Below are 15,731 nucleotides of genomic sequence, written 5' to 3' on the forward strand. Positions count from 1 at the left end.
CATGAGATTAGAGACGAAACAGGATTTCAGGGATTGGATGTTCTCCGTCCTGAATCCCCTAAAACCATTATACAGCGCGGGCGGCGCCCGTCTGCATCTGGGAGACAGCGGCGTGACCTATCCGGAGGTCAGCATCGAGATGGAGGCATTTTCCCGGCCGCTGTGGGCCCTGGTTCCCTTCTGGAAGGGCGGCGGAGTAAACGGCTCCTTTGAGGAAATCTATCAGAAGGGGCTTAGGAACGGAACAGACCCGGCGCATCCGGAATACTGGGGCGGCTTTACGGATTATGACCAGAGGTTCGTGGAGATGGCGGCAATTGCAAGCGGGATGATCTTTACTCCGGAGAAGGTCTGGGAGCCCCTCGGGGCAAAAGGGCAGAAGCATCTGGCGGACTGGCTTTACGCGATTAACGAGCACATCATACCGGACTGCAACTGGCAGTTTTTTATGATTCTGGTCAATGTGGCTCTTAAGAAAAACGGCTGCCGCTACGACGCGGATAATCTGAAGTCCGGCCTGGATAAGATCGAAAGCTACTATCTGGAAGACGGCTGGTACCGGGACGGTGCGTCGGGGCAGAAGGATTACTATATCTCATTTGCCATGCATTACTACGGGCTTTTGTATTCCGTGGCCATGGCGGATGAGGACCCGGAACGGTGCGCCCGCTTCCGGGAACGGGCCAGAATCTTCGCCGGGGATTTCATCTGCTGGTTCGATGGGGATGGGGCGGCGCTTCCCTATGGAAGGAGCTTATCCTACCGGTTTGGCGAGGCGGCGTTCTGGGCGGCCTATGTGTTTGCCGGCCTCGATGACATTCCCGTGGCTGTAGTAAAGGGAATTCTCGCCCGCCATTTGAACTGGTGGTGCGAACAGAAGATCTTTGACCGGGACGGCGTGCTGACCATCGGTTACGCGTATCCGAATTTAATCATGGCGGAGCGCTACAATGCGCCGGGGTCGCCGTACTGGGGAATGAAGACGCTTCTGTGTCTGGCGCTTCCGGATGACCACCCATTCTGGAGCACGGAGGCCGCACCGCTTCCGGCTCTGCCAGAGGTGAAAATGATGCTCCAGGCCAATATGATCGTACACCGGCGCGGAAGAGATGTAATCGCCTACCCGGCCGGAGTCTGTGAGAAATACGGACACGGCCATGTGCCGGAGAAATACTCCAAGTTCGCGTATTCCACGAAATTCGGTTTTTCCGTGGCGCGCAGCCAGATCGTGCTCCATGAGAATGCGCCGGATTCTGCTCTGGCCTTCGTGATTGACGGCGATGATTACGTGTTTGTCAGGAAGGTAAGTGAATCGTACCATATCTTTGCGGACCGGGTAGTCAGCGACTGGCAGCCGTTCCCGGGAATCCGGGTGACTTCGGTCGTGGTGCCGACGGAGTATGGCCACATGCGGATCCATGAGGTGGAGAGCGACTATGACTGCACGGCCTATGACTGCGGTTTTGCCGTGGAGAAATTTACAGAAGGGTACGGAGAGTCGGCAGAAGGAAAGACAGCCGCCGCAGCCTGGAGGAAACAGGGCTGTACCGTATCCGGCGAAGGCCCGGAGGCGGCCGGCGTCGTGATCGGAGCCGATCCCAATACGAATGTGCTTTACGCCAACACGTCTATCCCTGCGGTAGCCTATAAGATCCGCAAGGGGGAGAAGGTGCGGCTGGAGACGAGGGTGGAAACTTTTGTGAAAGAAGAATAATAGCGGCCGCAGTATCAGCGATAGGAATCCGCTGATGCTGCGGCCATATTTTTGTGGATAAGTCAGAATTTAATTCAGCACGTCCCAGGTGATATCCCCATCCTTCATAAAATCCGGGTGGATGATTCGGGCGTAATGTTCTCCGAACCGGTGCTTTTCCATTAGATCGGTCATGCACCGTTCCGTCCAGTCAAAGGTCTTCTTGACGAATTTTTCCTCATCCAGGTTTAGGAATTTCCCATCCCGGCGAAGGAGCTTCCCGTCCACCATGGTCTCGCTGGTGGTCGTCCCGGCGCAGTTCCGGGTGAAGAGGAAGTAGAGAAGTTCCGGACTGACCTCCAGAAGGCTGGTGCACAGGGGCAGCAGATGAGGCGCTTTCTTTAAATCAATGGTAATGATATCTGCCTTCTTGCCCGGCTCGATGGAACCGATCTCCTGATCGAGGCCGTATGCGCGGGCACTTCCCATGGTGGCTGCGTAAAATGGAGCCTGATAGGGGAGAACCCGTTCAGCCCGCGGCATGATGTTGTGCACGATGAGCATCAGCTTCATGGCCGACATGGCGTCCAGGGAGCCGTAATCGCTTCCGAGTCCGACATTGATACCGTTTTTCAGCATGTAGGGAACGTAGGCGCAGTTTCCGCAGTTGGTGCCGTTGATATCGGGATTATGTATGATGGAAGCGCCGGTCCCGGCGATGGCCTCGATCTCCGGTTCCCGGAGCATGGAGCCGTGGAAGAGCACGCTGCGGGAGGTGATCAGTCCCTTTTTCATGTAGTGGGAGAAGGCGCCGCCGTCGTCCCTCCACATCTCGTCAGCCCGTTCCACGGCGTTCTGAAATTCCCAGAAATGGGTGACGAACCGGGTGTCATACTGCTCCGCCAGCTCCAGCGCGCCGTCCATCAGCTTTTCCATACAGTCCCACAGGTCATGAATATGTACGGCCACCGACATGCGGCGTTTTGGATTGTGGTAATGTTCAATGCAGGACTTCGTCTTTTCCAGTGCCTGCTTCCAGTTCAGAGGATCTGAATCCAGACGGAAGGAGGAAGCCATCTGAGGAGCCAGAATGCCGCGTATGCCGCTGGTATCCATGGCCTCATAGGCGGTGTCCGGCAGGATAGTGCTGTTCTCCACGGTCGTAGTTCCGTGTTTTAATGCGTTGATGGCCGAAGTCATGGTGATGTCGTACAGGCTTTCCGGCGTCAGCCACCCATAGGGATCGTGTATGGTGGTGAGCATGTGATCCGAGATATGGCTGTAATCGAAGGGAAACGCCCTGGAAATATTCATGAGTGTGTTGCACAGATGATTGTGGCCATCCACCAGCCCCGGCATGACAAGCTTATCCGTACAGTCAATGACGGTGGGCAAGCTTTTCTCCGGATGCTGTTCGTAATACTCTTTTTCAGTTCCCAGAAACAGAATCCTGTCATCCTCTACCGCGACGGAAAGGCCGGTGGAGACAGACTCCGGATCGGCTCCGCCAAAGAGAAATTTGCAGTTTTTAAACAGAGTGACTCCCATGGAACGCCTCCTTATGCGAGCGCTATCAGATAGTAGAGCAGGGGAACCGCAATGATATAGATGGCAGGATGCAGCTCCTTTGCCTTACCGGCAGCGAGTTTGGTGATGACACAGGTAATGATGCCCAGGGTCAGTCCCGTGGCAATATTGTAGGTATAGGCGGTTCCCATCACGGAGGCGAAGGCCGGCATATACTCCGTGAAATCAGAGTAGTCCAGCTTCTCCATACAGGTGAGCATGCCTAAGCCGATGGTGATCAGAGCGGCCGAGGATACGCTGTTGGGAACCATCAGGGCGACCGGGGTAAAGAACAGGGCCAGTCCCAGACAGATGGCGCAGCCCACGGCGGTGAGTCCGGTTCTTCCTCCGGCTTCTACCCCGGCGGCGGACTGGGCGTATATGGTGACCGTGTTGGTTCCCATGACGGTGCCGACACAGGTGCCTACGGCGTCAACGATAAAGGGCTTCTTGATATCCGGGAAGTTGCCCTCCTCATCCAGTAGGTTGGCCTTGGAGCCGATGCCGAACAGATTGCCTACAGTGGAGAAAAAGTCTCCCATGAAGAAGGCGAGAATAAACGGCACATAGACGAGTTTTAACGCTCCAGGGATATCCAGCTTAAATGCAACCGGAGCCATGGAAGGCGGCATACTGATCAAATGGCTGGGAACGGTGGTAAGCCCCATGGGGATGCCGATTACGGTTCCGATGACCATGGCCAGCAGGAGACCGGATTTCATCTTTCTGGAGGTGAAGGCCAGGATGAGCAGCAGGGTGATTCCGGTCAGAATGATTTCCGGGCTGTGTAAATCTCCCAGCTTTAAAAAGCCGGAATCATTGATGCGGATCAGCTTGACGTTGGACATGCCGGTCGCCGTGATAAACATACCGACCGCCGCGCCCATGGTGATCTTAAGTCCCTTCGGTATGACCTTTACCACCATTTCACGGATATTGCATACGCTGATGATGACGAAGATGACACCGGAGATAAAATTCATTCCCAGCGCGACCTGCCAGGTCGTGATGCCGGCTCCGACGATGGAGTAGGCGATCAGCGCGTTGCTGCCCATGGCTGTGGCGAGGACGAAGGGGATGTTGCAGTATAAGCCGCAGATCAGGGTGAATATCATGGCGCTGACGATGGTGACCGTGGCCATGGCCCCTTTGTCCATTCCGCAGCTGGCCATGATGGAGGGATGGACTGCAATTAAGAAAGCGAGTGTCATGAAGGAGGTCGCTCCGGCCACCAGTTCCGTCCGGACCGTGGTTCCACGTTCTTTTAAATGAAAAAAGGAATCTAAAGCTTCGTTTAGTTGATTCATGATTTTATCCTTTCTGATACTGTAAAAGAGTGAAGTAACGTGTGAAAAATCAGAAAATTCGCGAAATTTCTGTTGATTTACTTTCAGGATAGAACGAATGCACAAAAAAGTCAATAAAACAAAGAGAATAACATTATTTTCTGTACAATATAACAAAAAATAGAAGGGGAAGGAGGCAAAAACTGTAGAAAGAGAAAAGTGGTATTACCACTTCGGAAAAAATGGTATTACCACTTTTCGGAATGCATAAAAATACAGGCGGAAATGGTGAAACATGTTAGGAAGTCTTTCCTGAATTTTCAGTTTATGGTATACTATACTCCGAATAGCGGCAGGAGAAGAGCGGAGGCGCACAGTGGGGCAGGAGAGCAGTTTAAAGCAGCAGGTAAAAAAGAAGTTGATGGAGTACATCCAGTCTATGGACCTGGAAAAGGGAAACAGGCTTCCTTCTGAAGAAAAGTTAAGCACTATGTTCGGGGTGAGCCGGGTCACCATCCGGTCGGCGCTTAAGGAGCTGGAGATGGAAGGGCGTATATTTTCCAGGCATGGGAGCGGAACGTATGTCAATCCCATGGCAAGAAGGATCGCCTTTAACCTGGCCGTTCCCGAGCTGTATGAGAACATCATACGCAAGGGCGGAAGGACGCCCGATGTGCGGGTGGAAGGCGTCATCACGGAGGCGGCCGGGGAAGAAGCCGTCTCATCACTTGGCGTGTCATTGGGGGAGACTATGGTCGCCGTAAAGAAGACATTTTTTGCGGGGGACAGGTTTTCCATGTACTGTATCGATCATTTCCCGAAGGAGCAGCTTACCAGGGAGCAGATGCAGAGCTTCTTTAACCCGGAGCTGTCCATATTCGATTATCTTTACCGGTACAAGGGAAGGAAGGCGATGTGGGATACCATGAGAATCCAGACGGTGACCAACCGGCAGTTTCCGGAGATCAACGGGCCGGCCGGTTTAAGCGGAGAGGAGTGTCACCCGTTTCTTCTTCTGAAGGGCATTAATTACGATAAGACGGATACGCCGTTTGTCTATTCTCATACCTACGTTGACACGGAGGTAATCGAGTATAACATGATACGGAAGAAGGCGTATAAATACGAACCATTTTATTGATTTTATAATTTCAGTATTGTATAATATGAAATACTATTTACAAAAAATGGCAGAACCGGAGGGCGGGACATGATGTGGCTGAATAAAAAGAAGAATTTAAAGGCTTCTTATTATCACACGTTTCTTGCCCTCATTGTCATCCCCATTCTGCTTATCATCATCATTTCCAGCGCCATCATCCGCACGATGATGGTCGATTCCGCGACCCGCGGCATTAAGCGCGCCCAGGACAATATCATTGCCACACTGGGCGGCGAGGTGAAGGATGTCTCCCTGCGGCTGTCCCATTTTGTCTATGTCAATGACAACGAAATCATGAAAATAGCGGCGATGACCGATACGCAGGACTTTGCGAAGCGGTACAGTGCGATGCTTATGCTGTCGGAATCCTTTAACTTTGCCATGGTTCCGGTGCAGGATATTCTGTCCGCCATCTTTTATATGAAGGATGGGGGATCTACCTATATGAAGGACGATATCATTCTTCCAGATGAGGAGATCAAAGCGTCGGACTGGTATCAGCAGGCCTTGAACGATAAGAACATGGTAAAGGTTGGCTTCTACGACAGGAACGTGGCGACCTCCAGAAAGGCCCATACGCTGACCATTGTGGCCGGGCTTTCCCCCGGGATCGATGTGGACCGCGATAATGTGGTGGAGATGACTGCCCTGTTCGTCTCCTCCCAGACAGGGAACTTAATTAAGGAGTACAACAAAGAGAAGCTGCTGGGAATTACCATGCTCTTAAATCCCGACGGAACGCCGGTCTTTGATGTGGCCGACGGCATGCGCTTCTTTATTCCGGAGATTGTTTCAGGAGGAGAGACGGAACTGCACCATAAGCTGGATGGAAAAAATTACGTTTACGTCATTTCTGAGGAGCCGGTGACGGGACTCCTCGCTGTCAGTGTGGTCGATTCCGAACTGCTGACACGGGATTTCAACCGGACTGCCGCGGCGATCGTGGCGGTAACGGTCGTTCTGTTTGGACTGTTCTATATATTTTCCAGCTACTTTTTAAAGAATATCATCGACCCCATCCACAACACGGTGGAAGGAATGAGGCTGGTGGAAGAGGGCAGGCTGGATGTCCATGTGGTGCCTGTAGGACAGGCTGAGCTGCGTGTCATGATCCATTCCTTCAACCGCATGACGAGGCGGCTGAAGCAGCTGATTCAGGAGAATGAGGAGGAACAGCAGAAGAAGCACGAGGCGGAGATCCGGGCGCTGCAGTCGCAGATCAACCCTCATTTTCTGGTAAATTCGTTAAATTCTATCCGCTTTATCGCGCAGGTCTCCAGATATGAGGCGATCGCCAGGATGGCGGAGGCATTAATTAAGATTCTGTCCTGCTCGTTCCGGAGCAATGTCGGTTTCTATACCTTAAACGAGGAACTGGAGGTGCTGGACGGCTTTATCTACCTCATGAAGATCCGGTACTCCGACGGCTTCGAGATCGAATACGAGATCGGGGAGAATTGCGGTGCGTGCATGGTTCCGAGGCTGATTCTCCAGCCGATTGTGGAGAATTCCATCGTTCACGGCTTCTCCGGACTGGAAGAGGAGCTGGGGCTGATTACGGTGAAGGCCCGTCTCGAGGACACATATCTGTACGTAACGGTACGTGACAACGGAAAGGGAATGACGGAGGAGGAGATCCGCCGGCTGCTGTCGAATGAAACTGCGGGAAATGAAGATTATGTGAGCATCGGAGTGACCAATGTCAACACGCGCCTCGTTTTAAACTACGGAGATGAATGCGCGCTGAAGATCCGGAGTGAGGTCGGGAAGTATACGGAGACGGTGCTGCGTATGCCGGCGGAGACGAAGGAGGGGCATATATGAGGAAGGTACTGATAGTAGACGACGACACCATCATCCGAATCACCCTTCGTTCTCTCATTAACTGGGAGGAGATGGGCTTTCAGATTGTGGCGGACGCCATCCATGGTGAGGCGGCACTGGCATATTTAAAGGATCACACCGTGGATTTAATCATCAGCGATATGAAGATGCCGGTTCTCGACGGGATCGGGCTATTGGAGGCGGTCAGCCGTTTTGAGGTTATGCCGAAGGTTCTGGTGCTCAGCGGATACGATGACTTCAAGCTGGTTCGGGATGCCTTCCGGCTTGGCGCCTGCGATTATCTGCTCAAGGCCGACTTAAACGGGGAACTGCTGAAAAATATGCTGAAAGGGCTGAGCGAGGAATGGGAGAGTGAAGACGAGGCCGGAAGACAGCCCGGAACGGAAGAAAGCAGGGAAACGATATCCGACTCCGAGCGCCTGAGCGCCATGGCCATGGGAAAATGTGAGCTGGATGAATCATTTTTTGATGGAGACTACCTGGTGGTGCAGTTTGAGATCGATGAATTTCAGAAGCATGCAGGGAGATTTGCCGGCGACTTTGAGGGAGAACTGATCAGGCCCCTGCTGGAGTTTGCGGCTCAGATTCCGCGTGTCGCTTCCCGGTGCGTGCTGGGGACGATCTCGCCCTCCCGCTATGTGATGCTCTACCGGATCTCCGATGGCGCCCAGTACCAGGACAATGTGGTCTCCACATGCAGGCAGCTGTGCAGTGTCTGGAATAATTTCTTAAACCTTCCAGTCTCCGCGGGCATCAGTACGAAGGGAAACGGGGCGGGAGATTTCCTGGCCAGGTTCGAGGAAGCAGGCGGATGGCTCTCCCTTCACTGGCTGAAGGGAAAGGCGGCGGTGTGCAGCCCGTGGGAGAGGGGAAGCGTGGATTATCTGGCGGCAAAGGACGCCTTCGTACGGTATAAACGTCTGGCGGTGGGGCTGTTGACTGCGGATGAGATGGCGGTTTCGGAGGAGAAGCAGAAGCTCATTGCGGCGTTCTACCGGAACGGGCTTTCCTCGGCAAAGCAGGAGCTTCTCTATCTCATCTGTAATCTGGCCTGGATCCTGAACGAGAGCCATGACGATATCGGCGCGCTGTTTGCGGAAAAGGTGAACTATTACGAGAAGATCGGACGCCTCGAGGAGATGGGGAGTCTGGAGCTGTGGCTCAACAATTATTTCCGGTGGGTGATGGATTACGCGGCCCATCAGAACGACCGCCGCCAGGCGGATATGATGAGCCGGGCGAAGCGTTTTATTATGGATAACTACGCCAACCCGGAGCTGACGCTGGGAAGCGTGGCCGGGTATGTGGGCTTAAATGAGAAATACTTCAGTTCCAGATTTACGAAGGAGGAGGGGATGACCTTCAGCAACTACTTAACGGAGGTGCGGATCCGGAAGGCCAGGGAGCTGATGGAGCAGACCGATTTGAAAATTTATGAGATCAGCCAGAGCGTGGGGTACAACAGTGTGGAACATTTTACAAGGGTATTTAAAAAGATCTGCCAGGTCAGCCCGGGCGCTTACCGAAAATAAAGACCTAACGATATATCAAGTTTTCAAACCTTAGTTCATGGAGATGCGTGGAAGAAAATGGTAAACTGGAACCATCAACTAAGCCACTCCACTAAGCTCGAAAGAACCTCGCTATACCCGATAAAACGGGGCACGCTGAGTGGAGATGACATGTATCGCACGTAAGCGGTCAAAAGACGACAGCCAAGTGCTCATAACTAGGGAGGTAAGAAACATGAAGAAACAGATTGCGGCATTAGGACTTTGCGCGGCTATGGTAGTGGGATCAGCGACAGGCTGCTCCACGGCGTCCTCGAAAGAGACAGAAAAGGCACCGGCAGCCGACACGACAACGGCAGCAGGCGGACAGGCGGATACAACGGCGGCTCCTGAGACGGAGGCGGCCAAGGCAGATTTAAAGGGAAGCCTTGTATTTGCTATCTGGGACAACAACCTGATGGACTACATTGATCAGAACGACATGGTCGGCAAGTTCCAGGAGAAGTATCCGGATGCGGAAATCGAAGTAGAGAAGATCAAGGACGATTCCGAGTACTGGAATGCCATGAAGATGCGTACTTCCGCCAACCAGCTTCCGGACGTAATGTTCAACAAACCATTTACCTTATCGAGATTCAAAGATTATCTGGTTGATTTATCGGATCTGGACGCGGCGAAGAACAATGAACTGGCGGCAGGCTATGCCATGGACGGCAAGATCCTGGGCGTTCCTATGACAGCCGGTTACGAATACGTATTTTATTGGAAAGACATGTTTAAGGAAGCCGGTGTGACGGTGCCGACGACATGGAGTGAATTCGAGCAGACGGCTCAGACACTTCAGGATTACTACGGAAAAGAAAACCCGGATTTCATGGCGATTGCCCTGGGAGCGAAGGATGAATGGCCGGATTACCCTTATATGGAATTTATGCCTGCATTAGAGGGCGGCAACGGCCAGAACTGGAACGACATGGCAAAGACCGACGCACCGTTTTCAGAGGGCTCGGATATCAACAAGGCTTACACAAAGGTCAATGAACTGTTTGATATGAATGTATTTGGAAAAGATCCTCTTGGTATGGGCAACGATCAGGTGACGGCGCTGTTCGCACAGAAGAAAGCGGCGATCCTGGCTCTTGGAGACTGGGGCTTACAGAACATTCAGACCGGTACGGACGACTACTCCGAACTGGGAACCTTCTATCTTCCGGTCAGAAATACCACCGATGATCCGTTCCGCGTGATTGTACAGGGCGACTCCTTCATGGGCGTGACGACTCACAGCAAGAATCCGGAGCTGGCAAAGGCATTTGTGGAGTGGTTCTACAGTGAAGACTGGTATCCGGGATACATAGGCTACGTAACCAGCGCCTCCTCCATGACGAATTTCCCGAAGGAAAAAGATCCGATCCTGGCAGAAGCAGACGCGCTGCAGCCAGATATGGAACTGGTTATGTACGACGGCGGCGGAGATGATTTCCAGGCAATTCAGAATGAGATCGCCTTCGATTACAAGAAGCTGGGAGCTCAGATGTTTACGGAAGGTTTTGATTTAAAGACAGAACTCGATACTTTGAATACAAAATGGGCGGAAGCAAGAACAAAACTTGGAATTAAATAAGACTCTGTAACAGGGGATGGGGTTTCCGTACAGACGCCCCATCCTTTTTATACCCAAAATTCCGTAAAATCAATACAATCCGGGAGGTAGTTATGAATTCACTGGAAAGACAGAAAAAGATATTTATCATCAGTTCCCTGGTAATCCCCATGGCCCTGCTTATCGGCTTCGTGGTGGTTCCGGCCTTCGATCTGATCCGAATGAGCTTCACCAACTGGGACGGCTATTCGAAGACATACGATTACATCGGCATCGGCAACTATTTTGACATGCTGAAAAACAAGGATCTCTGGCAGTCACTTAGAAACAACGCGGTCTATTTCTTTGGCCATCTGCTCTTTATCCCTGTTGAGCTGATGTTTGCCGTCCTGCTGACCTCAAAGCTCCGCGCCTCAAAATTCTATAAGACCATGGTCTTTATGCCTTATATTATCAACGGCGTGGCGATTTCCTACGCATTTTCCTACTTCTTTTCACCGATCAACGGAGCCTTCGATGAGATCCTCACCCTGTTTCACTTAGAACCGCTCATCAGAAACTGGCTCTCCGATCCGAAGATCGTGAACTTCGTCCTGGCGGGCGTGTCCTTATGGCGATTCTCCGGCTATCATGTGATCCTGTTCATGGCGGCTCTCCAGTCCCTTCCCCAGGATGTCCAGGAGGCGGCCAGAGTCGACGGAGCGAGCGCATGGCAGATGTTCAAATACATTCAGATACCTGCCATTATGCTGATGGTGGATTTCGTCCTGTTTGACAATATCCGCGGCGCGCTTCAGGTATTCGATATTCCTTACGTTATGACCAGCGGCGGCCCGGGATATGCATCTTCGACCTTCACACTCTATACTATCGATACGGCGTTCAAATACAGCAACTTCGGTCTGGCATCCACCATGGCGGTGGCTATTATGATCATGATCGTCGTCATTTACGTGGTTCAGAATAAGATTATCCACGGAGTCGTTTTGAAAGGAGGGAAGAAAGGATGAAACAGCGTACACTGCAGCAAATTGTAAAACAGGTGATCTGCCTCTGCATGGTATCCATCGTGCTGGCGCCGATCCTTTTAACCCTGTTTGCCGCGTTTAAGACGAAGGCGGATATGGTCAATACATCTCCCTTGCTACTGCCTCCGTTCAGCCGTGTGACCACGGATAATTTCCAGAAGGTTTTGGGGGACAAATACCTGTTGATTGGCTTTAAAAATACGGGAATCATACTCGTTTTCAGTATTTTTTTCAACGTATTGTTCGGTACGATTACGGCATTTATTCTGGAACGGTTTCAATTCCGGTTTAAAAATCTGATCATGAGCCTGTTTTTCCTGGGGATGCTGATTCCAAGCTTTGTCACGGAGATCGCCCGTTTCAAGATCATCAACGGCCTGGGGCTGTATAACACGCTGGGAGCGCCGATCGTCATCTATGTGGCTTCAGACCTGATGCAGCTTTACATTTACCGCCAGTTCATCTCCACGCTTCCCGTATCCTTAGATGAGAGCGCCCTGCTGGATGGCTGTTCGTATTTCGGCCTGTTTACGAGGATTATTTTCCCGCTGCTGGCTCCGGCCACAGCTACGGTCGTGATCATCAAGGCAATCACCATCATCAACGACATGTACATTCCTTACCTCTATATGCCGAAGAACAAGCTGCGGACGCTGACCACGTTCCTGATGAATTATGCCAACGCGCAGCAGGGGTCCTGGCAGAATCTGGCGGCAGGAATCATCATCATTATGCTGCCGACGATCGTGATCTATCTGTTCTTCCAGAAATACATCCTGGCAGGAATTGCGGCCGGTGCTGTCAAAGAGTAAGAAAGTGCAGAAAATCGTAAAAAAAGAGATGGATTCTTTTGCCGGACGGCCCTATAATAGACGTGAAAAAGGAGGATGTACTTATGGATCAGTATCATGCCGATTTAGCCTGGCTTGAAAATCCGGAGGTGTTTGCGGTAAACCGTCTGGAGGCGCATTCCGACCACCGGTTCTATGAGAGCAGGGAGGAGGCGGACGGCGGCATCATGAAGCTGCGTCAGTCCCTAAACGGAACGTGGAAATTTTCCTATGCCCCGAAGCCGGAGCAGCGGAAAAAGGATTTTTATCTGCCTGAGAGAAGTCTCGGTGATTTTGGAGAAATTACGGTCCCCGGCCATATAGAGCTGCAGGGATATGGAAAATGTCAGTATATTAACACGATGTATCCGTGGGAGGGTCACTCGGAGCTGCGGCCTCCCCACGTGGACTGGGATGATAATCCAGTTGGAAGCTATGTGAAGGAGTTTGAGACGGACGCGGCCCTGAAGAATAAGAGGCTGTTTCTGTCCTTTCAGGGGGTGGAGAGTGCCTTTTACGTATGGGTAAACGGCCGCTTCGCCGGCTATTCCGAGGATTCCTTTACGCCCTCCGAATTTGAAATCACGGATTTCGTAAAGGATGGGGTCAACCGTCTGGCGGTGGAGGTCTATAAGAGAAGCAGCGCCAGCTGGATCGAGGATCAGGATTTCTTCCGGTTCTCCGGTATTTTCCGGGATGTGTATCTTTACGCGGTGCCGGAATGCCATGTGCGGGACATCTTTGTCCGCCCAGGCGTCCAGGAAGACTTAAAGACCGGAGAACTCACGGTGGATTTAACGCTGGAAGGAAACACGAAGGGCAGTGTATCGGCCATGCTGACCGACCGGGAAGGGAATACCGCCGCTGTCTGGGAACGCATGCCTGCCGGGGAGAACACATTTTTTGCGGGCAGGGTGCCGGCGGTTCATCTGTGGAGTGGGGAAGATGCTTATCTCTATACGCTGACCGTCATTCTGTACGACGAAAACGGAGGGATCGTGGAGATCGTTCCCCAGAAACTCGGTTTCCGCCGCTTTGAGATGAAAGACCGCCTCATGTGCTTAAACGGGAAACGAATCGTGTTCCGCGGAATCAACCGTCATGAGTTCGATGTGCAAAGAGGACGCGCCGTCACGGAAGAAGACATGATCTGGGATATCCGTTTCATGAAGCGCCACAACATCAATGCGGTCCGTACCTGCCACTATCCCAACCAGTCGAGATGGTATGAGCTCTGCGATGAGTATGGGATCTATCTGATCGACGAGGCGAATCTGGAGAGCCATGGCTCCTGGCAGAAGATGGGGGCCTGCGAACCTTCCTGGAACGTGCCGGGAAGCCTTCCGGAGTGGAAGGAATGCGTGGTGGACCGCGCAAAGTCCATGCTGGAGCGGGATAAGAATCACGCGTCCGTACTGATCTGGTCCTGTGGAAATGAATCGTACGCGGGCGAAGATATCCTCGCCATGTCGAAGTATTTCAAGGAGAGGGATCCGTCCAGACTGGTTCACTATGAGGGCGTCTTCTGGAACCGGGAATTCAATGAGACCAGCGATATGGAGAGCCGCATGTACGCAAAGCCCGCGGAGGTGGAGGAGTATTTAAACCAGGAACCGGAGAAGCCGTTTATCCTGTGTGAGTATATGCACGCCATGGGCAATTCTCTGGGCGGCATGGAGAAATACACCTCGCTGGAGGACCGGTATCCCATGTATCAGGGCGGTTTCATCTGGGATTATGTGGATCAGGCTCTGATGAAGGCCGACGAGGACGGCGTCCTGCATATGGCCTACGGCGGGGACTTTGACGACCGGCCGACTGATTATAATTTCTGCGGCAATGGAATCGTCTACGCGGACAGAACCATTTCGCCGAAGGCGCAGGAAGTGAAGTACCTCTATCAGGATCTGAGGCTGATTCCGGATGCCTGCGGTGTGGAGATCGAAAACAGGAGACTGTTTACCGACACTTCCGACTTAGAATTCATCTGGCTTGCTTTAAGGAATGGCGAACCCGTCCATACGGAGAGATTCTGTGCCCGGGTAAATCCGGGAGAGCGGGAGTATGTGAGCGTGCCGGCTCCTGCATTTACAGAGCCGGGAGAGTATGTGTATCAGGTGTCCGCGGTGAAAAAGAAAACGGAGCTGTGGGCTGATGCCGGGTATGAGACGGCTTTCGGGGAAAGCTGCCGGGTGATTGGAACTGTCGGTGCTGATGCTGGCGCTGCTGGTGCTGGTACTGGCGGTGCTAGTGCGGGCGGAGCTGGTGCGGACCGTGTTGGTGAGACTTGTGTTGGCAAGAACTTCGTTGAAGAGTATCACACTGATAACGACCGCCTTCCGTTCACTGTTATTCACGGTGATGTAAATATTGGCGTGAAGGGAAATGGCTTCCACATAATATTCTCGAAGCAGGAGGGCGGCATTGTATCCCTCGTCTATGATGGCCGGGAGTGGATTGGGAAGATTCCCATGCCTGTGTACTGGAGAGCGACTACGGATAACGACAGAGGCAATAAATTCTCCGTATCCAGCGCCGCCTGGTACGGCGCCGGAAGCTTTCCGCTTTACGACAGCAAAACCTGCGTGGTGGAAGAAGGGGAAGACAGCGTTCGTGTCGCCTATACCTACCGCCTGCCAACGGTTCCTGAGACTGAGACGGAGGTCGTTTACGAGGTGGACAGAGAAGGCCGGATTAAAACCACGGCTCACTACTTCGGACGCGAAGGACTGCCGGAGCTGCCGCTGTTCGGCATGAGATTCCGCATCAGCGGAACGGGCGGTGATTTCGAGTGGTACGGCCGGGGACCGGAGGAGAATTACCGTGACAGAAACGCAGGCGCACGCCTCGGAATCTTTAAGGATACGGCGGCGGACAGCGTATCGCGCTATCTCGTTCCGCAGGAATGCGGAAACCGCACCGGAATCCGATGGATGAAGGTGACGGATGGAGCGGGACACAGCATTCGGTTTACCGCGCAGGGACGTCCTTTTGAAGGATCGGTTCTTCCTTATACGGCGGAGGAGCTGGAGCATGCCGCTCACGTGGAGGAACTGCCGCAGCCGCGGTATACGGTCGTAACGATCCTGGCGGCCATGCGGGGCGTCGGCGGAGATGACAGCTGGGGCGCGCCGGTTTATCCGGAATACTGCGTAAGCGGTGAACACGACATTACTTTCAGCTTTGTAATTGGGAGAGATTAGAATT

General features: G+C 52.6%; 10 protein-coding genes. 8 read left to right on the top strand and 2 right to left on the bottom strand.

All coding sequences use genetic code 11. The features are described 5' to 3' along the window. The first annotated feature begins 1 nt into the window (after nucleotide 1). Nucleotides 2–1,714 (top strand): DUF2264 domain-containing protein, encoded by a 1,713-nt coding sequence (locus tag H8S80_RS04870; RefSeq protein ID WP_117630390.1) that lies wholly within the window; start codon nucleotides 2–4, stop codon nucleotides 1,712–1,714. A 69-nt stretch (nucleotides 1,715–1,783) separates the two neighbouring features. On the opposite strand, the gene H8S80_RS04875 is transcribed toward H8S80_RS04870, so the two are convergent. Both H8S80_RS04875 and H8S80_RS04880 read right to left on the bottom strand, forming a co-directional pair. Then, nucleotides 1,784–3,241, bottom strand: coding sequence for an amidohydrolase family protein (locus tag H8S80_RS04875; RefSeq protein WP_187049039.1), 1,458 nt, complete (start codon nucleotides 3,239–3,241; stop codon nucleotides 1,784–1,786). Between the two features lie 11 nt (nucleotides 3,242–3,252). After that, nucleotides 3,253–4,566, bottom strand: a complete 1,314-nt coding sequence (locus H8S80_RS04880; protein WP_117630392.1) for an NCS2 family permease — start codon at nucleotides 4,564–4,566, stop codon at nucleotides 3,253–3,255. Between the two features lie 355 nt (nucleotides 4,567–4,921). Here H8S80_RS04880 and H8S80_RS04885 point away from each other — a divergent pair, with 355 nt between their 5' ends. From H8S80_RS04885 to lacZ, 7 genes are all read left to right on the top strand, one after another. Then, the gene (locus H8S80_RS04885; RefSeq protein ID WP_002600034.1) at nucleotides 4,922–5,686 is read left to right on the top strand and encodes a GntR family transcriptional regulator; all 765 of its coding nucleotides are present in this window, start codon (nucleotides 4,922–4,924) and stop codon (nucleotides 5,684–5,686) included. Nucleotides 5,687–5,755: 69 nt separating this feature from the next. Continuing rightward, nucleotides 5,756–7,531 (top strand): sensor histidine kinase, encoded by a 1,776-nt coding sequence (locus H8S80_RS04890; RefSeq protein ID WP_117630393.1) that lies wholly within the window; start codon nucleotides 5,756–5,758, stop codon nucleotides 7,529–7,531. Next, on the top strand, nucleotides 7,528–9,084 hold the full coding sequence (locus H8S80_RS04895; RefSeq protein ID WP_117630394.1) for a response regulator transcription factor: 1,557 nt from the start codon (nucleotides 7,528–7,530) through the stop codon (nucleotides 9,082–9,084). Before H8S80_RS04890 ends, H8S80_RS04895 begins: the two co-directional genes overlap by 4 nt. Before the next feature lie 214 nt (nucleotides 9,085–9,298). Further along, nucleotides 9,299–10,687 carry an ABC transporter substrate-binding protein gene (locus tag H8S80_RS04900; protein WP_117630395.1) on the top strand — a complete coding sequence of 463 codons (1,389 nt, stop codon included), beginning with the start codon at nucleotides 9,299–9,301 and terminating at the stop codon, nucleotides 10,685–10,687. Nucleotides 10,688–10,779: 92 nt separating this feature from the next. After that, the gene (locus tag H8S80_RS04905; RefSeq protein ID WP_002600030.1) at nucleotides 10,780–11,676 is read left to right on the top strand and encodes a carbohydrate ABC transporter permease; all 897 of its coding nucleotides are present in this window, start codon (nucleotides 10,780–10,782) and stop codon (nucleotides 11,674–11,676) included. Beyond that, nucleotides 11,673–12,506: a carbohydrate ABC transporter permease gene (locus H8S80_RS04910; protein WP_002600029.1), complete on the top strand. Its 834-nt coding sequence runs from the start codon at nucleotides 11,673–11,675 to the stop codon at nucleotides 12,504–12,506. Before H8S80_RS04905 ends, H8S80_RS04910 begins: the two co-directional genes overlap by 4 nt. 83 nt (nucleotides 12,507–12,589) lie before the next feature. Then, complete coding sequence (gene lacZ, locus H8S80_RS04915) at nucleotides 12,590–15,727, top strand: beta-galactosidase, LacZ type (RefSeq protein WP_117630396.1); 3,138 nt, start codon at nucleotides 12,590–12,592, stop codon at nucleotides 15,725–15,727. The last annotated feature ends 4 nt before the right edge of the window (nucleotides 15,728–15,731 follow it).

The sequence above is a fragment of the Hungatella sp. L36 genome (assembly GCF_014288035.1).